This is a genomic window from Paraburkholderia nemoris (assembly GCF_905221015.1).
Taxonomy (GTDB): domain Bacteria; phylum Pseudomonadota; class Gammaproteobacteria; order Burkholderiales; family Burkholderiaceae; genus Paraburkholderia; species Paraburkholderia nemoris.
In genome coordinates, this window is the sequence record NZ_CAJNBO010000029.1 from 1 (window position 1) to 24,734 (window position 24,734).

Annotated in this window: 19 protein-coding genes; 14 read left to right on the forward strand and 5 right to left on the reverse strand. The window is 62.1% G+C overall.

What is annotated here, in order from left to right:
- Positions 1-983 precede the first annotated feature (983 nt).
- The 7 genes from KHO33_RS33150 to KHO33_RS33180 all read left to right on the forward strand — a co-directional run bounded on the left by KHO33_RS33150 (position 984) and on the right by KHO33_RS33180 (position 8,622).
- A complete protein-coding gene (locus tag KHO33_RS33150; protein WP_200566989.1) occupies positions 984-1,502 on the forward strand; it encodes a (2Fe-2S)-binding protein in 519 nt (172 codons plus the stop codon).
- A 10-nt stretch (positions 1,503-1,512) separates the two neighbouring features.
- The gene (locus KHO33_RS33155; protein WP_200566990.1) at positions 1,513-3,891 is read left to right on the forward strand and encodes a xanthine dehydrogenase family protein molybdopterin-binding subunit; all 2,379 of its coding nucleotides are present in this window, start codon (positions 1,513-1,515) and stop codon (positions 3,889-3,891) included.
- Between the two features lie 22 nt (positions 3,892-3,913).
- Positions 3,914-4,711 carry an FAD binding domain-containing protein gene (locus tag KHO33_RS33160; protein ID WP_200566991.1) on the forward strand — a complete coding sequence of 266 codons (798 nt, stop codon included), beginning with the start codon at positions 3,914-3,916 and terminating at the stop codon, positions 4,709-4,711.
- 170 nt (positions 4,712-4,881) lie between these two features.
- Positions 4,882-5,769 carry an AAA family ATPase gene (locus tag KHO33_RS33165; RefSeq protein ID WP_054037965.1) on the forward strand — a complete coding sequence of 296 codons (888 nt, stop codon included), beginning with the start codon at positions 4,882-4,884 and terminating at the stop codon, positions 5,767-5,769.
- 5 nt (positions 5,770-5,774) lie between these two features.
- Positions 5,775-7,037: a vWA domain-containing protein gene (locus KHO33_RS33170; protein WP_200566992.1), complete on the forward strand. Its 1,263-nt coding sequence runs from the start codon at positions 5,775-5,777 to the stop codon at positions 7,035-7,037.
- Positions 7,028-7,624: a CoxG family protein gene (locus KHO33_RS33175; protein ID WP_200566993.1), complete on the forward strand. Its 597-nt coding sequence runs from the start codon at positions 7,028-7,030 to the stop codon at positions 7,622-7,624. Before KHO33_RS33170 ends, KHO33_RS33175 begins: the two co-directional genes overlap by 10 nt.
- Complete coding sequence (locus tag KHO33_RS33180) at positions 7,597-8,622, forward strand: XdhC family protein (protein WP_200566994.1); 1,026 nt, start codon at positions 7,597-7,599, stop codon at positions 8,620-8,622. Before KHO33_RS33175 ends, KHO33_RS33180 begins: the two co-directional genes overlap by 28 nt.
- A gap of 816 nt (positions 8,623-9,438) precedes the next feature.
- Here KHO33_RS33180 and KHO33_RS33185 read toward each other — a convergent pair.
- Entirely contained in the window at positions 9,439-10,179 is a 741-nt protein-coding gene (locus KHO33_RS33185; protein WP_200566995.1) for a PepSY-associated TM helix domain-containing protein, read from the reverse strand.
- A gap of 332 nt (positions 10,180-10,511) precedes the next feature.
- Between KHO33_RS33185 and KHO33_RS33190 the strand changes: the two genes are divergently transcribed.
- Entirely contained in the window at positions 10,512-12,413 is a 1,902-nt protein-coding gene (locus KHO33_RS33190) for a DUF3857 domain-containing transglutaminase family protein (RefSeq protein ID WP_200566996.1), read from the forward strand.
- Positions 12,414-12,425: 12 nt separating this feature from the next.
- Here KHO33_RS33190 and KHO33_RS33195 read toward each other — a convergent pair whose 3' ends face one another.
- Positions 12,426-13,454, reverse strand: a complete 1,029-nt coding sequence (locus KHO33_RS33195; protein WP_200566997.1) for a serine/threonine protein kinase — start codon at positions 13,452-13,454, stop codon at positions 12,426-12,428.
- Between the two features lie 100 nt (positions 13,455-13,554).
- The gene (locus KHO33_RS33200; RefSeq protein ID WP_035554043.1) at positions 13,555-13,767 is read right to left on the reverse strand and encodes a hypothetical protein; all 213 of its coding nucleotides are present in this window, start codon (positions 13,765-13,767) and stop codon (positions 13,555-13,557) included.
- A 415-nt stretch (positions 13,768-14,182) separates the two neighbouring features.
- Between KHO33_RS33200 and KHO33_RS33205 the strand changes: the two genes are divergently transcribed.
- From KHO33_RS33205 to KHO33_RS33225, 5 genes are all read left to right on the forward strand, one after another.
- Positions 14,183-17,365, forward strand: a complete 3,183-nt coding sequence (locus KHO33_RS33205; RefSeq protein ID WP_200566998.1) for an efflux RND transporter permease subunit — start codon at positions 14,183-14,185, stop codon at positions 17,363-17,365.
- A gap of 76 nt (positions 17,366-17,441) precedes the next feature.
- Positions 17,442-18,749: an efflux RND transporter periplasmic adaptor subunit gene (locus tag KHO33_RS33210; RefSeq protein WP_200566999.1), complete on the forward strand. Its 1,308-nt coding sequence runs from the start codon at positions 17,442-17,444 to the stop codon at positions 18,747-18,749.
- Positions 18,746-20,266: an efflux transporter outer membrane subunit gene (locus tag KHO33_RS33215; RefSeq protein WP_407946209.1), complete on the forward strand. Its 1,521-nt coding sequence runs from the start codon at positions 18,746-18,748 to the stop codon at positions 20,264-20,266. Before KHO33_RS33210 ends, KHO33_RS33215 begins: the two co-directional genes overlap by 4 nt.
- A gap of 137 nt (positions 20,267-20,403) precedes the next feature.
- Positions 20,404-21,615, forward strand: a complete 1,212-nt coding sequence (locus KHO33_RS33220; protein WP_236074746.1) for an MFS transporter — start codon at positions 20,404-20,406, stop codon at positions 21,613-21,615.
- 350 nt (positions 21,616-21,965) lie between these two features.
- On the forward strand, positions 21,966-22,151 hold the full coding sequence (locus tag KHO33_RS33225) for a hypothetical protein (protein ID WP_007179669.1): 186 nt from the start codon (positions 21,966-21,968) through the stop codon (positions 22,149-22,151).
- Between the two features lie 175 nt (positions 22,152-22,326).
- Here the strand turns inward: KHO33_RS33225 and mgrA are convergent, their stop codons facing one another.
- A complete protein-coding gene (mgrA, locus tag KHO33_RS33230) occupies positions 22,327-23,370 on the reverse strand; it encodes an L-glyceraldehyde 3-phosphate reductase (protein WP_054037171.1) in 1,044 nt (347 codons plus the stop codon).
- A 219-nt stretch (positions 23,371-23,589) separates the two neighbouring features.
- Between mgrA and KHO33_RS33235 the strand changes: the two genes are divergently transcribed.
- Positions 23,590-23,796, forward strand: a complete 207-nt coding sequence (locus tag KHO33_RS33235) for a DUF3185 family protein (RefSeq protein ID WP_054037169.1) — start codon at positions 23,590-23,592, stop codon at positions 23,794-23,796.
- 61 nt (positions 23,797-23,857) lie between these two features.
- Here KHO33_RS33235 and KHO33_RS33240 read toward each other — a convergent pair whose 3' ends face one another.
- Positions 23,858-24,619 carry a phytanoyl-CoA dioxygenase family protein gene (locus tag KHO33_RS33240; RefSeq protein WP_200567001.1) on the reverse strand — a complete coding sequence of 254 codons (762 nt, stop codon included), beginning with the start codon at positions 24,617-24,619 and terminating at the stop codon, positions 23,858-23,860.
- Positions 24,620-24,734: the final 115 nt, after the last annotated feature.

Below are 24,734 nucleotides of genomic sequence, written 5' to 3' on the forward strand. Positions count from 1 at the left end.
TGCCCATTCCCGGGTTTCCGCTGAATAGCGTTTCATCTTCCACTCGCTGTCCGCCCCCCATCTTTACATCAATCGGTTCGGGTGAGGCGACAACTAGCCTGACATGGAGGGGCCGCCGCAAAGAGAAGTAAGCAAGAGAAAGCGGCTCAAACCGCTAATGCTAAGTGGGCACCGTGGTCTGCTACCGGTAGTGGTGCATCTGGAATCTGTGTTCGTGCACGTTCAAGCGTCAGTGACAAGGGCGTCATACTTCCGGCGGCGCTGCGCGCGCCGAAGAGTAATTCATAAAACCGATCGCTGCGTTTTGGCGCTCGCGTCTCGCCACTGAACCGTGCCTCGTCATTGCACCGCCGCCACCGCAGCTGCGACTGCGGCGGTGATTGCGGCACACCAAAAAATCATTTGAAGTGGGGTTTCCGGGTGAGTGCAGAGGCGCCTCGCCGAGGCGAAGCCGACGGCCTCCAAACCTCAACCGAAGCCGGTGGTTTCCCCTGCAGACCCGTCCGCGACGCACGCAGTGCGGAGTGGGAGCTGATGACTCCTTTGTCACTAACGCGGAGTGTGCGAGAACACGGATTCCAGTCGCACCACTACCCCTGGCAAAGCACGAGACCCGCTTAGCAGGGGCTTCTAGCCGCTTTCTCTTGCTTACTTCTCTTTGCGGCGGCAAAGAGAAGTAAGTGCCGCCCCGCACAGGGGCAACGCTAATAGACCACTAACAAAACAAGGAAAGGCCAAAGCCCCAGGAACACTGACAAACAAGCGCCGCGCAGGCAATCCCCCAGCTCAAACGGGCAAAAACCACCCCAAAACCCGCCGAGCAGGCACACAACCCAATAGCGCCCCCACCCGATTTGTGCTTTACTTTTCGGCAGACCCATAAAAAAAAGTAAACCCGCAGCACCCTAATCGGACCCCACGAGCAGGCAGCTGAAAGCAGGAAAAAACAAAGGTCCGGTTTCACCCCATAAGGAGACAACTTCATGGCGATCAGCATCAGTCTGACGGTGAACGGCGCGCCCATCAGCGCCTCAATCGACCCGAACACCCTGCTTGTCCAGTTCCTGCGCGATCAACTTCGCTTAACAGGAACGCACATCGGCTGCGACACAGCCCAGTGCGGCGCATGCACGGTCCACCTGAACGGCCGCGCAGTCAAATCCTGCAACATCCTCGCGGTCCAGGCCGAAGGCGCAACCATCACCACCATCGAAGGACTCGCCAAAGACGGCGCCCTGCACCCGATGCAAGCCGCCTTCAAACACTGCCACGGCCTGCAGTGCGGTTTCTGTACGCCCGGCATGGTGATGAGCGCGGTCTCGCTCGTCGAGCGCCAACCCAATCTCACCGGCGACGACGTGCGCGCCCAGCTCGACGGAAATCTCTGCCGCTGTACGGGCTATCACAACATCGTCAAAGCAGTGCTCGAAGGCGCCGAAGGCATGAAGTCCGCCGGCACGGCCAACGCCACCGCCGCGGCCACTGCGCCAGCCACCGCCTGAGGAGCCGACGATGAACGCACCCGACACCCACCTCATCGGCACTTCCGTCGAACGTAAGGAAGACTATCGTTTCCTCACCGGCAACGGTCAGTACACCGACGACATCGTCCTGCCGCAGCAAACCTACGCGATTTTCCTGCGCTCGCCGCACGCACACGCAAAAATCAACAGCATCGACACCACCGCGGCCAAACAATCGCCCGGCGTCGTCGCGATCTTCACCGGCGCGGACATGGCCGCGGACAACGTCGGCGGACTGCCGTGCGGCTGGCTGATCCACAGCACCGACGGCAAGCCGATGAACGAGCCGCCGCATCCGATCATCGCGCACACGAAAGCACGCCACGTCGGCGATCAGGTCGCGCTCGTCATCGCCGATTCGATCAAGGCCGCGAAAGACGCCGCCGAACTGATCGAGGTCGATTACGACGTGCTGCCGGCCGTGGTCGACACGGCGCACGCGTCCGATCCGGGCCAGGCCGCAGTGCACGACGACGTGCCGGACAACGTCTGCTACAACTGGGGCCACGGCGACAAAGCCGCGACCGACGCCGCCTTCGCCAAAGCCGCGCACGTCACCACGCTCGACATCGTCAACAACCGCCTGATCCCGAACGCGATCGAACCGCGCGCGGTCAACGCAAGCTACTCAGTGCAGGATGACAGCTACACGCTCTACGTCGCGAACCAGAATCCGCACGTGGAACGCCTGTTGATGGCCGCGTTCGTGCTGTCGCTGCCGGAATCGAAACTGCGCGTGATCGCGCCGGATGTCGGCGGCGGCTTCGGGTCGAAGATCTTTCTGTACGCCGAAGACGTTGCGCTGACGTGGGCATCAAAGAAGATTCGCCGTCCGGTCAAATGGACCGCCGAGCGCTCGGAAGCCTTCGTGTCCGACGCGCATGGCCGCGATCACGTGACCAAAGCCGAACTGGCCATGGACGCCGACGGCAAGTTCCTCGCGATGCGCATCCACACGATCGCCAACATGGGCGCGTATCTGTCGACCTTCGCCTCGAGCGTGCCGACCATTTTGTACGCGACGCTGCTCGCCGGTCAGTACGCGACGCCCGCCATTTACGCGGAGGTGAAAGCGGTCTTCACCAACACCGTCCCGGTCGACGCGTACCGCGGTGCCGGCCGTCCGGAAGCGACGTACGTGGTCGAGCGTCTGGTCGAAACCGCCGCACGCGAGATGAAGATCGATCCGGCCGAAATCCGCCGTCGCAACTTCATCCGCGAGTTTCCGTACGCGACGCCGGTCGGCCTCACCTACGATACCGGCGACTACGAGGCCACGCTGAGCCGTGCGCTCGAACTAGCGGACGTGAAGGGCTTCGCCGCGCGCAAGCAGGAATCCGAAAAGAACGGCAAGCTGCGCGGCCTCGGCTACTCGTGCTACATCGAAGCCTGCGGTTTGGCGCCGTCGAACATTGCCGGTGCATTGGGCGCACGCGCCGGACTCTTCGAAGTCGGCCAGATTCGCGTGCATCCGACAGGTTCGGTCACCGTGTTCACCGGCTCTCACAGCCATGGCCAGGGGCATGAGACAACCTTCGCGCAAGTGGTCGCGGACCGGCTCGGCATCGCGCTGGAAAGCGTGGAGATTGTTCACGGCGACACCGGCCGCATTCCGTTCGGCATGGGCACGTACGGCTCGCGCTCGATCGCAGTCGGCGGCTCGGCGATCATGAAGGCGCTCGACAAGATCGAAACCAAGGCGAAGAAAATCGCCGCGCACCTGCTCGAAGCCGCGGCCGAAGACATCGAGTTCAAGGACGGCGTGTTTCGCGTCGCGGGCACCGATCGCACCAAAGCGTTTGCCGAGATATCGCTCGCCGCCTACGTGCCGCACAACTATCCGCTCAACGTGCTCGAACCGGGTCTCGAAGAAAGCGCGTTCTACGATCCGACCAACTTCACGTATCCGGCCGGCTCGTACATCTGCGAAATCGAGATCGATCCGGAGACCGGTGTCTGCCGTATCCAGCAGTTCACCGCGGTCGACGATTTCGGCAATGTGATCAATCCGATGATCGTCGAAGGCCAGGTGCATGGCGGGCTCGCTCAGGGCATTGGGCAGGCGATGCTGGAGCGCTGCGTGTACGACAACGAGAGCGGCCAGTTGCTGTCCGGCTCCTATATGGACTACGCGATGCCGCATGCGTCCGATCTGCCGAACTTCACCGTCGAAACCGCGAAGGGCACACCGTGCACGCACAATCCGCTCGGCGTGAAAGGCTGCGGCGAGGCAGGCGCAATCGGCTCTCCGCCGGCCGTGATCAACGCGATCCTCGATGCACTCGCACCGCTCGGCGTGACCGATCTGCAAATGCCGGCAACGCCGCATCGCGTATGGTCCGCGATCCACGCAGCCAAACCCCACTAAGATCCTGAGCGGAGCATTCGACATGTATTCATTCGAGTATCAACGCGCGACGGATCCGAAAGCGGCCGCCGCAGCCATCGCCGCCGACAGTGACGCAAAGTTCATCGCCGGCGGACAAAGCCTGTTACCCACCATGCGTCTGCGGCTCGCGCAGCCGTCGCAACTGATCGACGTGACGCGAATTCCCGCGCTCAAATCGATCACCGTCGATGCCGGCAAGGTGACGATCGGCGCAGCCGTATGCCATGCGGACGTCGCGGACCATGCGGAGCTTCGGCGCGTGCTGCCGGCGCTCGCGGACCTCGCCGGGCACATCGGCGATCGCCAGGTGCGCGCGCTCGGCACCATCGGCGGTTCGCTCGCGAACAACGATCCGGCCGCCTGCTATCCGGCTGCTGCGATGGCCTTGGACGCGACCATCGTCACCGATCGGCGACGAATCTCATCACGCGACTTCTTCGTCGGCATGTATGAGACCGCACTGGCGCCCGACGAGTTGATCGTGGCCGTCGAGTTTCCCGTGCCCGAGCGCGCCGCTTACGAGAAATTCCGTAACCCGGCGTCGCACTTTGCAATGGTCGGCGTGTTCGTCGCGAAGTTCGCGAGCGGCGTGCGTGTCGCAGTGACAGGAGCGGCGTCTTCGGTATTTCGCGTGCCGGAACTGGAAAGCGCACTGACGGCGAATTTCACGCCCGAGGCCGCGCGAGGGGTAACCGTATCCGACGCCGACCTGAACACCGATATGCACGCGAGCGCCGAATATCGCGCGCATCTGATCCCTGTGTTAGCCGGGCGAGCGGTGACGAAGGCAAACGGTTAGCGATCCTTGCAGTTTGCGGCTGGCGTGTCTCGGCGGAGCGCGTCAGCCGTGTTCGATCACGCACGCGGTGTGGCGCGACGCTCGCGTTCATCCGCTCCGTTCCGCCGACGGTATGAGTGACACGGACGAGCGCGCCGTTTTGCTCTTCACCATGCAGAGTCAGGAACACCATGCAGCCTGCTTCCATCGACGACACTCTCGCGCAACTCGCCGCCCAAAACTACTTCGCCAGTCGCGAACTCGCGACCGCGTTGTATCTCGCCCTGCGCATGGAGCGGCCGTTGTTCGTCGAAGGCGAGCCGGGCGTCGGCAAGACCGAACTCGCCAAAGCCGCGGCGGGGATGCTCGGCACGTCGATGCTGCGGCTGCAATGCTACGAAGGACTCGACACCGCCAGCGCGCTCTATGAGTGGGACTACCCGCGCCAGATCATGGCGCTGCGTCTGGCCGAAGCTGCCGGCGAACGACCCGGCAACGACACGCTGTATCGCAGTGAATTCCTGTTGAAGCGTCCGCTGCTGCAAGCGCTGATGCCCGACGAAAATCATCCGGGCGCGCGGCGCGTGCTGCTGATCGACGAGATCGACCGCGCCGACGAACCGTTCGAGGCGTTTCTGCTGGAACTACTGTCGGACTTCCAGGTATCGATTCCCGAATACGGCACGGTGCGCGCGGAACAGCCACCGCTCGTCGTGATGACGTCGAATCGGACACGCGAAGTGCACGACGCGTTGAAACGCCGGTGCCTGTATCAATGGATCGGCTATCCCGAGCGCGATCGTGAACTGGAGATCGTCGCCGCGCGCGCGCCGCAGACGTCGGTTGAATTGCAGCGCCGTGCGGTCGATTTCGTGCATCGGCTGCGCGGCATGGATCTGTTCAAGGCGCCCGGCATAGCCGAAACGATCGACTGGTGCCGCGCTTTGGAAGCGTTATCGGTAACGGAGCTCGATCCGCAATCGGTACAGAACACCCTTGGTGTGCTGCTCAAGTATCAGGACGATCTGGCGCGCATCGACGCCGCGCAGATCGCGCAATGTCTCGCGACGCCGGGATAACGGCGATGACCACCTTCGCCGATACTTCGAGCGCCTCGGCCGCACCGATCGATACGCCCACGCTCGCCCACAACGTCGTCCACTTTGTGCGCGTGCTGCGCGGCGCGGGCTTGCCGATGTCACCGGCGCAAGCCGTCGATACACTCGCTGCGTTGCACTGGATCGACCTCGGCCGCCGCGACGATGTGCGCGCCGCGCTCGCCACGTTATTGGTCTCCGCGCCGGACGAACGCGACCTCTTCAACGCCGCCTTCGATCTGTTCTGGCGCGACCCGGATTGGGAAGGCAAGCTGCGCGCGCTGCTGCTGCCAAAAGTCCGCGATGGCTTGCCGCCCCCCAAACGCAACAACCGTCTCGCCGACGCGCTTGCCGTGCGCACGCCGCCCTCGCCGCACAGCAAGGCGCCACAGGAAACCGAACAACACGAACTACGCGCGCACGTTACCTTTAGTGCGGAAGAGCGGTTACGTCATCGCGATTTCGAAACGCTTTCCGCTGACGAATGGCGGACGTTGCGGCATCTGATTCGCGGCCAGCGTCTGCCGCTTGCCACCGAGCCGACGCGCCGCCTGAAGGCCGCGTCGCACGGCACACATGCCGATTTGCGCGCGAGCGCACGACAAGCGGTGCGCGCCGGTGGCGACTGGACAGTGTGGAAGTATCGCGCGGTGGTGGAACGCAAACCGCCGCTCGTGCTGCTGCTGGATATCTCCGGCTCGATGAGCAGCTATTCGCGCGCGGTCCTGTACTTCTGCCACGCGCTTCTGCAATCGCGTGAGCGCCTGCAGGTGTTCCTTTTTGGCACGCGCCTGACCAACGCGACGCGCGCGCTGCGCGAGCGCGATCCCGACGTGGCGATCGCGACGCTCACCGATCAGGTGGTCGACTGGTCGGGTGGCACACGGATCGGCGCGGCGCTCGCCGAATTCAACCGGCGCTGGGCACGTCGCGTGCTGACCGGCAGAGCCACGGTGCTGCTCGTCACCGACGGTCTCGATCACGAAGCGATCGACGTGCTCGATACCGAAATGGCCCGCTTGCGCCGCTTCGCACACCGTATCGTGTGGCTCAATCCGCTGTTGCGTTTCAGCGGTTTTTCACCGAAAGCGCGCGGCGTGCAGGCTATTCTGCCGTACGTCGACGCACATCGCCCGGTTCATAATCTGGACAGTCTCACGGCGTTCGGCCGCGACCTCGCGCAACTCACACGCGCGCCTCGTTCGACCGTCTCCGCGACGACACCTGCAGGAGCAACGCCATGGAATTAAGTGAAACCCATACGCTGCCGGTTTCCCAGCAGCGCGCGTGGGATGCGCTAAACGATACCGAAATCTTGCGCGCGTGCATTCCCGGCTGCGAAAGCATCGACCCGGATGGCGAAAACGCGTATGCGGTGGTGTTGAGCGCATCGGTCGGTCCGGTGAAGGCGCGCTTCAAAGGGCGTATGCTGCTGACCGATATCGAGGCGCCGAACAGCTACACCATCGTTTTCGAAGGTCAAGGTGGTGCGGCGGGCTTCGGCAAGGGCAATACGCACGTCACGCTCGAACCCGAGGGCGACACCGCGACGAAGCTTTCGTACACGGCGACGGCACAGGTCGGCGGCAAGCTCGCGCAGATCGGTTCACGGCTGGTCGACGGTGCTGCACGTAAAATCGCGGGCGAATTTTTCAAGCGCTTCGGCGCGCAGGTCGGCGGCGACGCTGACGGCGCGACGGCCCCGGATGTCGGCGACGCTGCAGCCGGCGACGCGGCGGTGCAGAATACAGAATCGAATGAGGCCGCGGACACCGAGTCCGGCGGCGACGGAACGAAAAGGAAGAAATCATGGACAGCGTGGATCTCGAAGTCCTGAAGTCCAGCGCACGTTGGCTGGAAGAGGGACATCGCGCGCTACTGGTGACGGTGGTGAAGACGTGGGGTTCGTCGCCGCGTCCCGAGGGCGCGATGCTCGCGGTGCGTGACGACGGCCTTGTGGTGGGTTCGGTCTCGGGTGGTTGCATCGAAGACGACCTGATCGACCGCGTGCGGCAAAAGGGGATTGAGCAGACCCGCCCGGAGGCGGTGAAATACGGCATTACCGCGGAAGAAGCGCACCGCTTCGGCCTGCCTTGCGGCGGCACGATCCAGTTGGTGCTGGAGCCTTTGACGCCGCAAAGCGGCATAGCCGATCTGTGCCATGCGGTGGAGGACGGCCGCCTGGTGGCGCGCGAAGTCGACATGGTGACGGGCGCGGTACGGCTCGACGCGGCGCTGGCAACCGACGGCGTGCATTTCGACGGCGAGCGTCTGCTGACGATTCACGGCCCGCGCTACCGGATGCTGGTGATCGGTGCGGGGCAGTTGTCGCGGTATCTGTGCAACATCGCGGTTGGGCTCGATTACCAGGTGACCGTATGCGATCCGCGCGAGGAGTACACCGAGGAGTGGAGTATTCCCGGCACGAAGATCGTGCGGACGATGCCGGACGATACGGTGATCGAGATGAAGCTCGACGAGCGGTGTGCGGTGATTGCACTGACGCATGATCCTAAGCTGGATGATCTCGCGCTGATGGAGGCGTTGAAGACGCCGGCTTTTTATGTGGGCGCTTTGGGGTCGAGAAGGAATAATCAGGCGCGGCGCGAGCGGTTGAAGGAGTTTGATCTGAACGATACTGAATTGGCCCGGTTGCATGGGCCGGTTGGGATTTATATTGGCAGCCGGACGCCGCCTGAGATTGCTGTTTCTATTCTTGCTGAGGTTACTGCGGCTAAGAATGGGGTTTCGTTGCCGACTCTATTACAGGTTGAGGGCGCTAAGGCCGCGCGGGAGATTGCTGCTTCTGGTGGTGGGGCTGCTTGTAGTGTTTAGGTTTTTTGCCTTCGCGGCGCTTGTTGTTCGTGTTCTTGGCGCTTTGACCTTTCCTTGAATTGTTAGTGGTCTATTAGCGTTGCCCCTGTGCGGGGGCGGCACTTACTTCTCTTTGCCGGCTGCAAAGAGAAGTAAGCAAGAGAAAGCAGCTCAAACCGCTAATGCTAAGCGGGCACCGTGGTCTGCTACGGGTAGTGGTGCATCTGGAATCCGTGCTCTCGCACATTCGGCGCTAGTGACAAAGGTGTCATCAGCTCCCACTCCGCACTGCGTGCGTCGCGGACGGGTCTGCAGGGGAAACCACCCGCTTCGGTTCAAGTCTGTGGGAGCCATCGGCTTCGCCTCGGCGAGGCGCCTCTCCACTCACCCGGAGACCCCCACTTAAAAATAATATTTCGGTGTGCTGCAATCACCGTCGCGGTCGCAGTTGCCGTTCCAATCAAAATCGCGGTAGCCGTGGACATGCAATGACGAGCCGCAACCCGTTAGCGAGGCGGGAGCGTCAAAACGTAGCGATTGGTTTCATGAACGGCTCTTCGGCGCGCGCAGCGCCGCCGGAAGTATGACGCCCTTGTCACAAGTGCATGCAGGTGCACGAACACAGATTCCAGTCGCACCACTACCCCTGGCAAACCGCGAGACCCGCTTAGCAGGGGCTTCTAGCCGCTTTCTTTTGCCTACTTTTCTTTGCGGCGGCAAAGAAAAGTAGGTGCCGCCCCGCACAGGGGCAACGCTAATAAACCACTAACAATTCAAGGAAAGGCCAAAGCCCCAAGAACACTGACAATAAGCGCCGCGCAGGCAAAAAAACCCAAGTCACATTAACCCACAAACCACAGCGGCAACCACCGAGCCGCCAACCAACAAAACCCCGACAATCCGCCGCTTATTCAACTCAGTCCACAACAAGACCCCGGTCAGGGACAGCAGGATCATCCCCCCAGCAATCGTATCGATCAACAAAACCCACCCAACACTCAACCCCACACCACGATGCAAATTATTCATCGTAGTAAGAAACGAATTCTGCGTGCGTTTCACCGCCACAAACCCATTCCCAACCCAATACTCGGCCTGCACATTCTGACCAGGCCCAAAAATCCCGACTTGCCAGAATTCCGGCTGCATCGCGCTGCGATCGCCCCACGCCACCGCATGCGCCGGCTCGCGTTTCACCCGCCCCGGCTTGCCGTCGATCTTTAATTCGCCCTTGAGCCACTTCGCCATCTCCATCGGCGAACCCAGCTTCTTCTGCGGCACAGGAATCTGCATCTCCTCGACCTGCGGCTCACCCGACGACACCTTCAACGGCCCGCCCCGATGATTCAGCAAAAACCCAGTCGCGCCAAACATCAACCCCAACACCGCGCCCCACAGCCCAACCCAGCCGTGCACCTTGCGCAACCACTTGATGAAATTCGCCCGCCGCGAACGCTGGCGCCGCGCCGCCTGCTCGGCGTCGTCCATCAGATGATGACCGCGCTCCGGCCTATGTGCCGTGTATTGCGTACCGGCACCAGCAGCAGGTTTCATATCGATCGATTCAGGCGCGTTCACATCCATGCTCCAGGCGCAGCAAGTTAAACCCCCGCCGACAGGCAGCGCCAAGGCGCTCGCTCTCACCAGCGGTAACGGAAAGTTCGAAAAGAAGGGCCGGACAGACCCGGCTTGCGGTCCAGGCCGTCCGGCTGAGAGGCTTGGCTGGCAGTCACAGAGGAGGAGAAATGTGACAGAAAGCTGGCGATGCCTTTCAATTGAGAATGGCTATCATTACACAATTAGGGCATTTGCTCAATCGCAATGCTCGGTATCCGCTTGACATCCGGGCGGCGCAAACCGACTCTAACTGGCGATCCCGTCAACGTTGCCGTTCCGGATACCTGCCCGCCATGCGCCTCACCTCTTTGGTCTGTCTTGCCTCTCTCGGCTGGCTTGCCGGTGTCCATGGCGCGAGCGCGAGCATCTCGGCCAAGCTGGACGATCCCTATACCAACGAAGGCGAAACGCAGACCTTCACCGTCAACGCCGACGGCTCCTTCTCGAAGCTCGATTCGATGACGCTGCACGTGAACAACGAAGCAGGCGTCGCGCGCGTGGCGCAGCAATACGTCTGGTTCAACCGCAATATGGCGGACGTGCAGATCATCGAGGCCTACACGACCACCGCCGACGGCGTGCGTCACGACGTGCAGCCCGATCAGATCCGCGACGTGCAGGAAGCCCGCTCGTTCGACGCGCCGATGTTCCAGGACATCCAGGAAAAGGTGATCGTGTTCCCCGCTGTGGAACCCGGCTCGCGCGTGCATCTCACCTATCGCAAGACGCAAAAGCAGCCGATCGATCCGGGCGAATTCAGCGACTTCACGCCACCCGATCTCGCGCCGACCCATAACTTTCACCTCATCTACGACCTGCCCGCCGGCAAGGCGCTTTACGCCGATGCACGCGGCTTCACCGCGCTTCAACCGGTTACGCGCGACGGCCGCACACGCTACGAATACCATTACGACAAGGCGCATTTCAGCCGGCTGGAGCGCGGCTCAATTGCGTACGTGTCGTACGGCGACCGGCTCATGGTCTCGACCTTTCCGGACTACGCCGCTTTCGCCGCCAGCTACAGGGCGTCCGCCGCCGACCCGAGCGCGCGCGACACCGCCGTCACGCGTCTTGCGCAAAATCTCACCGCGCGCGACCACACCCCGCACGACAAAGCCAAAACGTTGTACGACTGGGTGCGCCGCAACGTCCGCTATGTGGCGATCTACGTTGGGCGCGGTTCGGTGGTGCCGCACAGTGCAAGCGCGATCCTCGCGAACCGTTATGGCGACTGCAAGGATCACGTGGCGCTGTACGGCGCGATGCTCGACGCCGTCGGCGTTCGCAATGAGCCAGCCTTGATCAGCAGTGGCTCGATTTACACGTTGCCCAACGTGCCGGGCTACGGCGTCATCAATCACGTGATCACGTGGCTGCCGGATTTGCAGCAATACGCGGACTCGACCGCGTCGAATGTCGAATTCGGATTTTTGCCGTCGTCCGATATGAACCGGCCTACCGTCCTCGTCAATCAGGGGGTGGTCGCGCAAACGCCGGCCACCGAGTTGATGACGCGCAGCACCGACCTGTCGATCAAGGTCGAGCCGGATGGCTCGGCGAGCTTCACCTATCGGCTGGAAGCATCGGGTGCCACGGCCGAACAGGCGCGCGCGATGTTGCGCACGCAGACGCCCGCGCAACGTGAGGAGTCGATCCAGGCGGAACTGCGCAGCGCCAACCTGCGCGGCACCGCCACGCTGACCACCAGCGACCTAACCGTTGCCGACGGCCCGCTGACGATCACAATGAAAGGCACGCTGGAAAGTCTGGTGGTGCCGGGCGCCGCGGCATCGATCCCGGCGTTGACGAGTATGGCCGGCGGCTTCGAGGCAGATACCCGCTACTGGCTCGGCGAACGGCAGCGCACGCAGCCATTCGTCTGCCACAACCTGGCATTGCATGAACGCGCGCGCATTGAATTGCCCGCGAACTTCCACGTGCTGGAAATGCCGGAGGCGAAACGGACCCAGGACCGCTTCGTCGATTTTCAGTCGCAGTACACGTTCGATCCGCTCAGCAACGTCGTAACGATGACGCGCGACGGCGCCACCCATTTCGACAGCGAGGTCTGCACGCCCGACGACTTCGCGAAAATGCGTCCCGCGATCGAAGCGATCGGGCGCGACGTGCGCGCCGAAGTGATCGTCAAATCGACGCTGGTGGAATCGTCGAGCGTGGCGTCGCAGGCGCCGTAGAACCGCGACCGCTCAAACCGGCCAGAGCGGTCCTTCCTCCATCGCGCCGAGCTGCTCGCGCAGTTCGAGGATGCGGTCTTCCCAATAGCGCTGCGTGTTGAACCACGGAAACGCCGCCGGAAACGCCGGGTCGTCCCAACGGCGCGCGAGCCACGCCTGATAGTGAATCAGTCGCAGCGTGCGCAACGCTTCGACGAGATACAGTTCGCGCGGCTCGAAGTCGCAGAAGTCTTCGTAACCCGCGAGCAGATCCGCCAGCGCACGCGAAGCCTCCACGCGATCGCCGGGCAGCAGCAGCCATAAATCCTGCACGGCCGGACCCATGCGGCTATCGTCGAAGTCGACGAAATGCGGACCCGCGTCGGTCCACAACACATTGCTCGGATGACAATCGCCGTGCATTCGCAACATGCGAATATCGCCGGCCCGCTCGAAGGCGCGCTCGACGGCTTCAAGTGCGAGATTCACCACGGTCTGCCAGGCGGTGCGTACATCGTCGGGCACGAAGTTGTGCGACAGCAGGAAATCGCGCGGCTCGTAGCCGAACGTGTTGATGTCGAGCGTCGGGCGTTCGGTGTAGTTCTGTGTCTGTCCAACCGCATGGATGCGGCCGATGAAACGCCCCAGCCATTCGAGCGTATCGCGCCGGTCCAGATCGGGCGCACGGCCGCCGCGGCGTTCGAAGATCGAGAAACGGAAACCGTCGAAGGTATGCAGCGTGCGGCCTTCGAAAACACGCGCGGGCACGGCCGGAATCTCACGCGCGGCGAGATCGGCAACAAAGGCGTGTTCTTCGAGAATGGCAGCGTCGGTCCAACGCTCGGGACGATAGAACTTGGCGACCACCGGCGGCCCGTCTTCTACGCCCACCTGGTACACGCGGTTCTCGTAGCTGTTGAGCGGCAGCATGCGGCCGTCGGTGTACACACCGACGCTGCTGAGCACGCTGTCGAGCGCGTCAAGCACGATTTCCGGCTTGAGCCGGGCGAAAGGTACGGCGCTATCGGCGCCGTCCTGTGGGTCGAAATTGTCGTCGTTCATGTCCGCATTGTGCGCCGCGCCGCCGTCAAAGACGAGGGCGTCGGCTCACCGTGCGGCTAACAGCCATCTGCAACCACCATGAATCGGACTCAAACCAGCTTCAATGCACCTGTGCGCTCGACGGGCGAACCTGCTCGCCCGTATCGATCAGATCTTCAAGGAAAAAGGGTTCAGTATTGAGATGCTCCGATGTGCCGGGTTCGCCGGCATACCAGGCCACCATAGCCATGTCGCCGAGAATGCGCATGACAATCCCGCGTGCGCCCTGCGGCACCGCGATATGCACCGATCGGACAATGGAACCGATTTGCATGATGTTTCCCCGTTTCTCCCATAGCCGGCTTTATGGTTTCCGCGCCGGTCAAGGTGATGATAAAAGCGCCGCTTCGCCGATAACGTTGCGTACGCACCCAATCTGCTGCGCGTAAGACGCGTGAGAGGTTCGAGTCATTGTTCCCGTTTTGCGGGGCCATGGAAAGCGCGAACTCAGGGCTCTTCACCCGTCGTTTCGCCCTATTCCCATTACAGCGCGCCGGGCCGATGATCTGGGCGTAAAGCGTCGTAACGAGACCATCATAAACCCAGCCGGGGCGATATATCAAAATCATGCACCGCCAGAACGATCCGCTTAATCCGCCCGTTGCGACTGCTGGCCGCCGTCGCGGCATGCCTCATGGCCGCTGTGCGCGCCACACCGGCGCCGCGGCCTTTCATCCCCCTCACTAGTCATGTGGATCGTCCGCCTGGCGCTGCGGCGCCCCTATACCTTCGTCGTGCTGGCCCTGCTTTTGCTGATCGTCGGCCCGCTGACAATCCTGCGCACGCCCACCGACATTTTCCCAAATATCGACATTCCGGTGCTGTCGGTGATCTGGTCGTACAACGGCCTGCCCGCCGACGAAATGGAAAAACGCATCGTGCTCAACTACGAGCGCGGGCTGTCGGTGGCTGTCAACGATATCGAGCACACCGAGTCGACCTCGCTGAACGGTATCGCGGTGATCAAGATCTTTTTTCAACCGCACGCGAATATCGATGAAGCGCTCGCCGAAGTCACTGCGCTGTCACAGACGCAATTGCGCTCGCTGCCGCCGGGCATCACACCGCCGAATATCCTGCGCTACAACGCCTCGACGGTGCCGATCCTGCGCCTCGCGCTGTCGTCCGCCTCGCTCACCGAGCAGGAGCTGTATGACTTCGGCAATAACTTCCTGAAGACGCAACTCGCCACCGTGCCGGGCGCATCGGCACCGTTGCCGTATGGCGGCAAGCAGCGGCAGATCATGGTCGATATCGATTCGCGCAAGCTGCAGGAGCGCAATCTGTCGCCGATGGACGTGGTCAACGCCGTCACCGCGCAGAATCTGATCCTGCCCTCCGGCACCGCGAAAATCGGCTCGACGGAATATTCGGTGGAAATGAACGGCAGCCCGGATTCGCTCGCCGGCCTCAATAACATTCCGATCAAATCCACTGCGAACGGCACCGTCTATATCCGCGACGTTGCTCATGTGCGTGACGGCTTCCAGCCGCAAACCAACATCGTGCGCGTGAACGGCCAGCGCGCCGCCTTGCTGACCATCAACAAAAGCGGCAATACGTCCACGCTCGAAATCGTCGACCGTATCAAGAAGATGATGCCGACGCTGCGCAACCTCGTGCCGGCGTCGCTGAATATCGATCCCGTGGCCGATCAGTCACTGTTCGTGCGCGCCTCGGTGCAGGGCGTGTTGCGTGAAGCGCTGATCGCCGCATGTCTCACCGGTCTGATGATTCTTCTGTTCCTCGGCAACTGGCGCGCGACGTTGATCATTGCCGTGTCGATTCCGCTGTCGATGATCACCTCGATCATCGCCCTGTCGATGCTCGGCGAAACCATCAACATCATGACGCTTGGTGGGCTCGCGCTCGCGGTCGGTATTCTGGTCGACGACGCGACGGTGGCGATCGAAAACATCAGCCATCAACTCGAGCAAGGCAAAACGCTGGAGCAGGCGATTCTCGACGGCGCGCATCAGATCGCGATTCCGACACTGGTCTCGACCTTATCGATCTGCATCGTGTTCGTGCCGATGTTTCTGCTAACGGGCGTCGCGCACTACCTCTTCATTCCGCTCGCCGAAGCAGTGGTGTTCGCGATGCTGGCCTCGTATTTCTTCTCGCGTACGCTCGTGCCGACCATGGCGAAGTATCTGCTGCGCCATCACCACAAGCCGGCGGACCTGCATCACGCGCCTGAGCAGACGCGCAATCCGTTCATGCGCGTGCACTATGCCTTCGAGCGCGGCTTCGCGCGTTTTCGCGATCGCTATCGCGTGTTTCTCGAGGCGCGGGTTGCACGACCGGGTCTGTTCGTGACGCTGTTTCTCGTCTGCTGTGGCGCGTCGATGCTGCTGATGCCGTTTCTCGGCCGCGACTTTTTCCCGCAAGTCGATGCGGGCACCATCGCGCTGCATCTGCGCGCGAAAACCGGCATGCGGGTCGAGGAAACCGCGGTGGTGACCGATCGGGTCGATACGCGGATTCGTCAGTTGATACCGTCGGGCGAGTTGCATTCACTCATCGACAATATCGGCTTGCCGGTCTCGGGCATTAACCTCTCGTACAGCAACAACGGCACGATCGGCACCTCGGATTCGGACGTGCTCATCACGCTGAATCCCGATCATCATCCGAGCGCCGACTACGTACGCACGCTGCGCCGCACGCTCACCGATGAATTTCCCGGCGTGCAGTTCGCCTTCCTGCCTGCGGATATCGTCAGTCAGACGCTTAACTTCGGCATGCCCTCGCCGATCGACATTCAGATCGTCGGGCGCGACGTCGCCGGCAATCGCGCGTTCGCCGCGCAGTTGCTGAACCGGCTGCGCACCGTGCCAGGTCTTGCCGATGCGCGCATCCAGCAGCCCGCCGATTTGCCGCGCATCTTTATCGATGTGGACCGCACGCGCGCACAGCAAGCCGGCTTCTCGCAACGCGACATTGCGAGCGATTTGCTGATTACGCTGTCCGGCAGCCAGCAGACCACGCCGACGTTCTGGCTCAATCCGCGCAACGGCGTCAGCTACAACGTGATCACGGAAGCGCCGCAATACACGATCGATTCGCTGCAATCGCTCGCGAACATTCCGCTGAATGCCAACGGCCGCAGCAATATCCTCGGCTCGCTCGCCACGATGAAACGCGAAGCGGGCAACGCGGTACTCACGCACTACAACGCGCAGACCACCATCGATATTTTCGGCACCGCCGACGGCCGCGATCTCGGCGGCGTCTCCGACGACATCAGTAAGATCATCGACAGCGCCAAAGCCGATCTCCCCAAAAGCTCGAGCATCGAAGTACGCGGCCAGGTGCAGACCATGAACGATTCGTTCTCGGGCCTGTTCGCCGGTTTGGTATTTGCGATCCTGCTGGTGTATCTGCTGATCGTGGTGAATTTCCAGTCGTGGCTCGATCCCTTCATCATCATCACGGCGCTGCCGGGTGCGCTCGCGGGCATCGTGTGGATGCTGTTTCTCACGCACACCACGCTGTCGATTCCGGCGCTGACGGGCGCGATCATGTGTATCGGCATCGCCACCGCGAACTCGATTCTCGTGATCAGCTTCGCACGCGAACAGTTGCTCGAACACGGCGACGCGACGCGCGCGGCGATCGAGGCGGGCTTCACGCGTTTCCGTCCGGTGCTGATGACGGCGCTCGCAATGGTGATCGGCATGGTGCCGATGGCGACCGGTCTTGGCGAAGGCGGCGAGCAGAATGCGCCGCTCGGGCGCGCGGTGATCGGCGGTTTGACGGTCGGCACTTTAGCTACGCTGATCTTCGTGCCCGTTGTCTTTTCGATGATTTACCGGCGGCTCGCGGCACGGCGTCAGCGTGCGGCCGAGCATGTGGTGCAAAAACCATGACGACTCGCACGACATACACAACACGAAGCACAAGAGGCAGCTTCGACTGCCCATGCATTCTGATAGGGGAAGCTTGATGGAAGGAAAACGTCCAGGCGAATCCAACGCCGCGCCCGAGCCAGCGAAAGGGAAACGCGCACGCTGGGTAATCGTGGCGGTGGTCGTGGCGATCGTTCTGCTCGCCGCGCAAGGTATCTGGTCGCGCCACGATGCGCATGCGGCACTCGAACGCGATGCCGAGCACGCCAGTCAGACGAGCGTCGAAGTCGTGCGTCCGCAGAAGTCGAACGCGGGACTCGACCTTGTGCTGCCCGGCAACGTGCAGGCGTTTCTCGACACGCCGATTTACGCACGCACCAACGGCTATCTGAAGAAGTGGTACGCGGACATCGGCGCGCACGTCAAGAACGGCCAGTTGCTCGCGGAGATCGACACACCGGAAGTCGACGATCAACTACGCGCCGCCCGCGCCGACCTCGCGAATGCCAACGCCAACTACGCGCTCGCGAAAAGCACCGCCGACCGCTGGACTGACATGCTAAAAAGCAAATCGGTATCGAAGCAGGAAACCGACGAGAAAGTCGGTGACATGCTCGCGAAGAAAGGCACACTGGACGCCGCTCGCTTCAACATGGCGCGCCTCGAAAAAACGCAGTCGTTCCAGAAGGTCTACGCGCCGTTCGACGGCATCGTGACGGCGCGTAATGTCGATGTCGGTGCATTGATCGATGCGGGCAGTTCCGGCGGTCCGGCGAAGGAACTGTTCCATGTCGCGCAGGCGGACAGATTGCGTGTGTATGTGAACGTGCCGCAGGCCTATGCACAACAGGTCCGCGCGCAACAGACGGCGTTTCTGACGCTGACCGAGACGCCGTCCAAACATTATCCGGGGACCGTGGCGCGCACCTCGGGCGCCGTCGATCCGCAACAGCGAACCATGCTCGTCGAAGTCGATGTCGACAATCGCAATGGCGACCTGCTGCCGGGCGCATACGCGCAGGTGCATTTCGCTTTAGGCGCCGGCGCCGCGCCGTTTACGCTACCTGGCAACGCGCTGCTGTTTCGCCCGGACGGCGTGAAAGTGGCCACCGTGGATCCACAGCACAAGGTGAAGCTGCTGCCGGTTTCGCTCGGAACGGACTTCGGCACGCGCGTGGCAATCGCATCCGGTTTGCAAGGCGATGAACAGGTGATTCTGAATCCGCAGGATTCGATCATCGATGGCGCGCCGGTGCGGATCGTGCCGGCAAAGGCGGGGGCTAGTGCGGGCAGCGCAGCGGGTGCTTCAGGTGCGGAGGGCGCTGCGGGTGCCTCTGGTGCAGCGGCCGCAAGTGCGCCCATTGCGCACGTCGCCAGCCTGCAATCAGCGAGGATGTCCTTGTGAGCGCGCCAGTATCACGTCGCCATGACGGGCCGCCGTTTGCACACGGCGCGCTGCTTGCCGTAGCGTCCGTCTTTGTCTTCGCGCTCACCGCCTGCACTGTGGGCCCCGACTACGTCAAACCACCGGCCACCACCGCTGCCACCTACAAGGAACTCGAAGGCACCGGCTGGAAGCCCGCGCAACCCGCCGACACTTTCACGCGCGGTGCATGGTGGAGCGTCTACGCGGACCCATCGCTCGATGCGCTCGAGCAGCAGGTCGCGAGCGCGAACCAGAACGTGCAGGCCGCCGAGGCGCGCTTTCGCGCCGCTCGCGCGACAGTTGCGCAATACCGCTCGAACTTCTTCCCTGTCGTCAGCGCGAATGGCGACTATTCACGCGCGCGGAGCTCCGCGAATGTGCTGCATAAATCGACTGCCGGTCTCACGCTGAACGATTACCTCGTGCAAGCCGACGCGTCGTGGGAACCGGACTTATGGGGCCGCGTGTCGCGTAGCGTCGAAGGCGCGAAAGCGGAAGCGCAGGCGAGCGCCGCCGATGCGCAAGCGGCGCTCCTCTCGATGCAGGCCGAACTGGCAACGGACTACTTCGAACTCCGTGGTCTCGATCAGGAGCGCAAACTTCTCGACGACACGATCAAGGCCTACAAGGAAGCACTCGATCTGACACAACACCGCTACGCAGGCGGCATCGCCACCGATGCCGACGTCGCGCAGGCGCAGACGCAGTTGCAAACCACTCAGGCGCAAGCGCTCGACCTCGGCGTGCAACGCGCGCAACTCGAACATGCGATCGCGATCCTGATCGGGCAGACGCCCTCGACCTTTTCCCTGCCGGTTGCACCGCTCACTGCCGTGCCGGTGGTCGCGGCGGCCGGCGTGCCATCCGCGTTGCTCGAACGACGGCCCGACATCGCGTCGGAAGAACGGCACGTCGCCGATATGAACGCGCAGATCGGCGTGGCGACGGCGGCATTTTTTCCGAACCTGATTTTGTCGGTGACAGGCGGGCTCGAAGCGACCAACTACAGCCAATGGCTGATGGCGCCGAGCCGTCTGTGGTCGCTCGGGCCGACACTGGCCGGTACGCTGCTCGACTTCGGCGGACGTGCATCGGTGAAAGAGCAGGCCCGTGCGCACTACGACGAAAGCGTCGCGCAGTACCGCCAAACGGTGCTGACGGCGTTCGGCCAGGTCGAAGACAACCTCGCCGCCTTACGCGTGCTGGAACAGGAAGCCGCCGCACAGGACGACGCCGTGGCCGCCGCGCAGCGTTCGCTGGCGGTCGTGTCGAATCGCTATAAAAACGGCGCGATCACGTATCTCGACGTCGTGGTCGCGCAAACCACGGCGCTCACTAATGAGCGGACGGCGGTGTCGATCGCGCGCCGCCGCATGGCCGCGAGCGTCGCGTTGATCAAGGCGCTAGGCGGCGGTTGGGACACGTCCGCCTTGCCGACCGACGAACAGATCGTGCATCCCGCAGCACCCGCGAGCGATGCTGCGGCGCACGGTTAAGTTTTTCAGCGTATCCTTAACTTCTTTGAGTACTCTGCGCTGCCCAAGGAGATTTTTTCGTGACCGCATCGCCGGATTCCCACCGGACTGCTGCTTCGGCTGTTCCCCTTTCGTCTGCTTCTCTCACCTCCGCTTCTGTGTCTGGCGTCTCTGACCTTCCCTATCTCGAACGTGGCACGCGCGCCTATTGGCGCGCCAGCATCGCACTGCTGTTCGCGGGTTACGCCACCTTCTCATTGCTGTATTGCGTACAGCCATTGCTGCCTGCGTTCTCTACGGCGTTCAACGTGACGCCGGCACAAAGCAGCTTGTCGCTCTCACTGACAACCGCCGCGCTCGCGCTCGCCATCTTCATAGCCGGTTTCGTATCGGAAGGCTGGAGTCGTCACAAGCTGATGACGGCATCGCTCACGCTGTCGGCGCTGCTGACGATCGGCGTGTCGATCGCACCGCACTGGCATCAATTGCTCGTGTTGCGCACGCTCGAGGGCCTCGCGCTTGGTGGCGTGCCCGCCGTCGCGATGGCTTACCTCGCGGAAGAAGTGCATCCGGATGGACTCGGTCTGGCGATGGGGCTGTATGTGGGTGGCACGGCGATCGGCGGGATGGCCGGGCGTGTGATCACCGGCGTGGTCGCGGATCTGTTTTCGTGGCGCGTGGCAATCGGAACGATCGGCGTGCTCGGCATTCTGTCGATGCTCGCGTTTCGCGCCTTGCTGCCGCCGTCGCGCCATTTCGTACCGCGTCGCGGGCTCGGCTTTTCCCATCACCGCACTGCGCTGCTCAAGCAATTCACGCGACCCGGCTTGCCTCTGCTGTTTCTGCTCGGCTTCGTGCTGATGGGCAGCTTCGTTACGCTGTACAACTACATCGGTTACCGGCTGCTCGCGCCGCCGTACCTGCTGAGCCAGACGGAGATCGGCGCGATTTTCGTCGTCTATCTGACGGGCGTGGTTGCCTCGCCGTGGTCGGGCCGCATGGCCGACACCTTCGGCCGGGCGCGCGTGCTGACCGCCAGCTTGCTGCTGATGGCATTTGGACTCGCACTCACGATGCTGCATCCGCTGGCAACCATTGCAACCGGCATTGCTTTCGTGACGTTCGGCTTTTTCGCCGGACACTCGGTGGCAAGCGGCTGGGTTGGACGCCTCGCCAAAGAAGCCAAAGGCCAGGCGGCCGCTCTGTATCTGCTCGCGTATTACATCGGTTCGAGCGTGATCGGTTCTTATGGTGGGCGCGTATGGGCGGGTTATGGCTGGAACGGTGTCGCCGGCCTGGTCGGCGTGCTGCTTGTCGCAGGCCTCGTTGCGGCCATGCGTTTGCGGCAGCGCGAACGGATCACGGCTTGAGGGAACACTGCTGATCGGCTTTGAGGAAACCTGGCCTCGACTCAGCGTGAATCAGGGCCTGCGTGTAGTGCGCCCCGATTACGCAAGAACCATCCGCCGCGCATCAAACAAGCTCTAGAAGTAAGGCCTGTGTAAGCAAACACTTCATTTTTTACGGGCTTTTTGCTGCATCGCGCCAATCGCGGCTGCCCTTGCGGTATTGGGTTCAGCAGCCTGCGAAGACGCGCTGCAGCGCCGCAATACGTTGTTATGTTGATCTAAGCGTCGCCTATACTCGAATCGACCGCTGGCAGTGCATGACTCCAGAAATCGAGCCGCTGCCCGCGTTGGCATTACATAAGGAGACGGGTATGACGACCTACTTTACGATCGGCGATTTCATCCTGGTCATTCCGATGGCACTGGCCGGCGCCCTGTTTGTCGGCGCGCTCCCCTGCAAGACGGAATTTCGGCACAACGCTTTACGCGTGCTTGGCGCGCTCATCGGCGTGGTGTTCGCGGTCGTGCTGGTCGAAGGCTTGCCTGCGCTAGTGTAGCGGGGTCCGGCGAACGCGGTCTGTGCGCTTCGCCGATGGTTCGGTCGACTCAACGCAGTCGCTTCGGCCATTGCGCGGGAAGCGTGTGTGCTTGAACTGAGTTGAAAAAAAGCCGCCTCACGGGCGGCTTTCTTCGTTTCTACGGCGTGTCTCTACGACATGAAACTCTACGGGATCAGATCGCCTGATCCGTCGACGGTTTTTCCCACAGGTTGATGCCGCCTTCGGTCGCGTAGTGATCGATCTCCGCCAGCTCTTCCTTCGAGAACGCGAGATTTTTCAGCGCACCGACGTTCTCACGCACCTGTTCCGCGCGGCTTGCGCCGATCAATACCGACGTGACACGCGGATCGCGCAGCGCCCAGGCGAGCGCCATCTGCGCGAGGCTTTGTCCGCGACGCTGTGCGATGTCGTTGAGCTTGCGCACGTGCTCGATGTTTTGCGGGCTCAGATGCTCCTGCTTCAACGAACCGCCGCCCGGCTTGTTGACGCGCGCGTCTTCCGGCACGCCGTTCAGATACTTGCCGGTGAGCAAACCCTGCGCGAGCGGCGTGAACGCGATGGCGCCCGCGCCGACTTTCTCGAGCGTGTCCAGCAATTCCTGTTCGATCCAGCGGTTGAGCATGTTGTACGCCGGCTGATGGATCAGCAGCGGCACCTTGTACTCGGCGAGCAGCTTCGCCATTTCGAGCGTCTTGGTGGCCGAGTACGACGAAATACCGATATACAGCGCCTTGCCCTGCTGCACGGCAGTTGCCAATGCACCGGCAGTTTCTTCGAGCGGCGTATCGGCATCGAAACGATGCGAATAGAAGATATCGACGTAGTCGAGGCCCATGCGCTGCAGGCTCTGATCGAGACTCGCGAGCACGTATTTACGCGAACCGCCGCCCTGACCGTACGGACCCGGCCACATGTCCCAACCTGCCTTCGACGAAATCAGCAGTTCGTCGCGATACGGCTTGAAGTCGTCCTTGAAGAGCCGGCCGAAATTGGTTTCGGCGCTGCCGTACGGAGGGCCGTAGTTATTGGCGAGGTCGAAGTGCGTGATGCCCAGATCGAAGGCCGTGCGCAGGATGTCGCGCTGCGTGGAGATCGGCGTGGTATCGCCGAAGTTGTGCCACAGGCCCAGTGACAGCGCCGGCAGTTTGAGACCCGACTTGCCGCAGACGCGGTATTTCATGTCCGAATAGCGTTCTGAAGCTGCTTCGTAAGCCATTGCTAGTGTCCTTGATGTTGAAGTCGCCCGGCGATCACGGGCGTGAGGAAATCACATGCTGCGGGAGGCGTGCAGGTTTTATATTCAGGTATGGGTGAGGCCAGACCGCTATGGTAGCCAATCGCCGTGATGTGTGCAGGCGCCCAGTATGCGGGATGGACGATGGCTTGCGGCTCCCCTACACTTTGGCCGACCAAAGCTTAACGGAGGGATGAGTTCATGACGAAGGCGATTTCAATCGCGCTGATTGTCGGCGGTATCGTGCTGTTGTATTTCGGCGGGCAGGCGTTCAACTCGGTCAGTAGCGAGGTGTCCCGCGTATTCACCGGATCGCCCACCAACAAGGCGATCATGCTGATTGTGGGCGGCGTTATCGCGACGATTGCCGGCCTGACCGGGGTGGCTGTTTCCGGGCGCAAGCGGTAGAGCGTGAATTGCCTGCACGGCGTGGGACCAAAGGGCCTCCGCGCCGCGCAAGGCAAAAAAACTAAAAGGCAATTTCGGGCTTGGCCGCCGAGCGGGATCCCGGCAGGGGCACATTGCTCGCCCCGTGATAGGTGAACACCAAAGAAAATTTCACCTGATCGCTGAGATTCTTGCCGGCCGAATGCAGCGTGTTGCAATGAAAGAACACCACGTCGCCTGCCTTGAGTTCGGGCGAAACCGCGGTGCGAATCAACGCCTGGTTCTCTTCCAGATCGGAGCGGAAAAACTTGGCCTCGTCGAAGCGGTCGGATGTGAAAGCCGCGCTGTGCGACTTCGGCACCAGCCACAACGCCCCGTTATCGACCGTCTCCGACCCCACCGCGAGCCACACCGACACCAGGTCGTCACGCTCGAACGACCAATACCTCACGTCACGATGCCAGCCGGTCAAGCTGCCGTAAGCAGGATGCTTGGTCATCATGCAATTGTGATGCGCCCGCGATAAGCGCGGCTCCTCACCGAAGTACAACTCCATCCAGCCGCGAATTTCCGGCGCGGTCGCCCATTGCGCAAAATGCGGATGGCGCCCGTACGCATCCAGCAGGCGGCGAACCGTATGCCCACCCGGCGCATGTTTGGATTCCGGTGCGCCCGGATAGCGCAGATCCGCTTCGAATTCGATTGGCGTGGCCGCTTCCTGCAGCTGGCGCTCTGCAATCTGCTTCAGTTCAGCGCAACGCTCGGGCGAAACCAGTCCCGGCACGACGACAAATCCCTGCTCCCGCAACGTTTGAATCTGCTCTTTCTTCGAGTGAAGTGACATGGTGTTCCGTTACTTTCGACTGACCGATCCTCGATTGTAAAACGGGCGCGATCGGACTGCGCGCTGTTTCACCTGCCGGGAAGCCGAGGCCTTACGCACTACTTTCACGCGAATG

Excerpts from the sequence above, each read along its gene's own strand:
- KHO33_RS33155 (WP_200566990.1), top strand. The coding sequence starts at position 1,513 with ATGAACGCACCCGACACCCACCTCATCGGCACTTCCGTCGAACGTAAG.
- KHO33_RS33175 (WP_200566993.1), top strand. The coding sequence starts at position 7,028 with ATGGAATTAAGTGAAACCCATACGCTGCCGGTTTCCCAGCAGCGCGCG.
- KHO33_RS33160 (WP_200566991.1), top strand. The coding sequence starts at position 3,914 with ATGTATTCATTCGAGTATCAACGCGCGACGGATCCGAAAGCGGCCGCC.
- KHO33_RS33195 (WP_200566997.1), bottom strand. The coding sequence starts at position 13,454 with ATGAACGACGACAATTTCGACCCACAGGACGGCGCCGATAGCGCCGTA.
- KHO33_RS33165 (WP_054037965.1), top strand. The coding sequence starts at position 4,882 with ATGCAGCCTGCTTCCATCGACGACACTCTCGCGCAACTCGCCGCCCAA.
- KHO33_RS33200 (WP_035554043.1), bottom strand. The coding sequence starts at position 13,767 with ATGCAAATCGGTTCCATTGTCCGATCGGTGCATATCGCGGTGCCGCAG.
- KHO33_RS33170 (WP_200566992.1), top strand. The coding sequence starts at position 5,775 with ATGACCACCTTCGCCGATACTTCGAGCGCCTCGGCCGCACCGATCGAT.
- mgrA (WP_054037171.1), bottom strand. The coding sequence starts at position 23,370 with ATGGCTTACGAAGCAGCTTCAGAACGCTATTCGGACATGAAATACCGC.
- KHO33_RS33240 (WP_200567001.1), bottom strand. The coding sequence starts at position 24,619 with ATGTCACTTCACTCGAAGAAAGAGCAGATTCAAACGTTGCGGGAGCAG.
- KHO33_RS33210 (WP_200566999.1), top strand. The coding sequence starts at position 17,442 with ATGGAAGGAAAACGTCCAGGCGAATCCAACGCCGCGCCCGAGCCAGCG.
- KHO33_RS33190 (WP_200566996.1), top strand. The coding sequence starts at position 10,512 with ATGCGCCTCACCTCTTTGGTCTGTCTTGCCTCTCTCGGCTGGCTTGCC.
- KHO33_RS33225 (WP_007179669.1), top strand. The coding sequence starts at position 21,966 with ATGACGACCTACTTTACGATCGGCGATTTCATCCTGGTCATTCCGATG.
- KHO33_RS33205 (WP_200566998.1), top strand. The coding sequence starts at position 14,183 with ATGTGGATCGTCCGCCTGGCGCTGCGGCGCCCCTATACCTTCGTCGTG.
- KHO33_RS33180 (WP_200566994.1), top strand. The coding sequence starts at position 7,597 with ATGGACAGCGTGGATCTCGAAGTCCTGAAGTCCAGCGCACGTTGGCTG.
- KHO33_RS33150 (WP_200566989.1), top strand. The coding sequence starts at position 984 with ATGGCGATCAGCATCAGTCTGACGGTGAACGGCGCGCCCATCAGCGCC.
- KHO33_RS33235 (WP_054037169.1), top strand. The coding sequence starts at position 23,590 with ATGACGAAGGCGATTTCAATCGCGCTGATTGTCGGCGGTATCGTGCTG.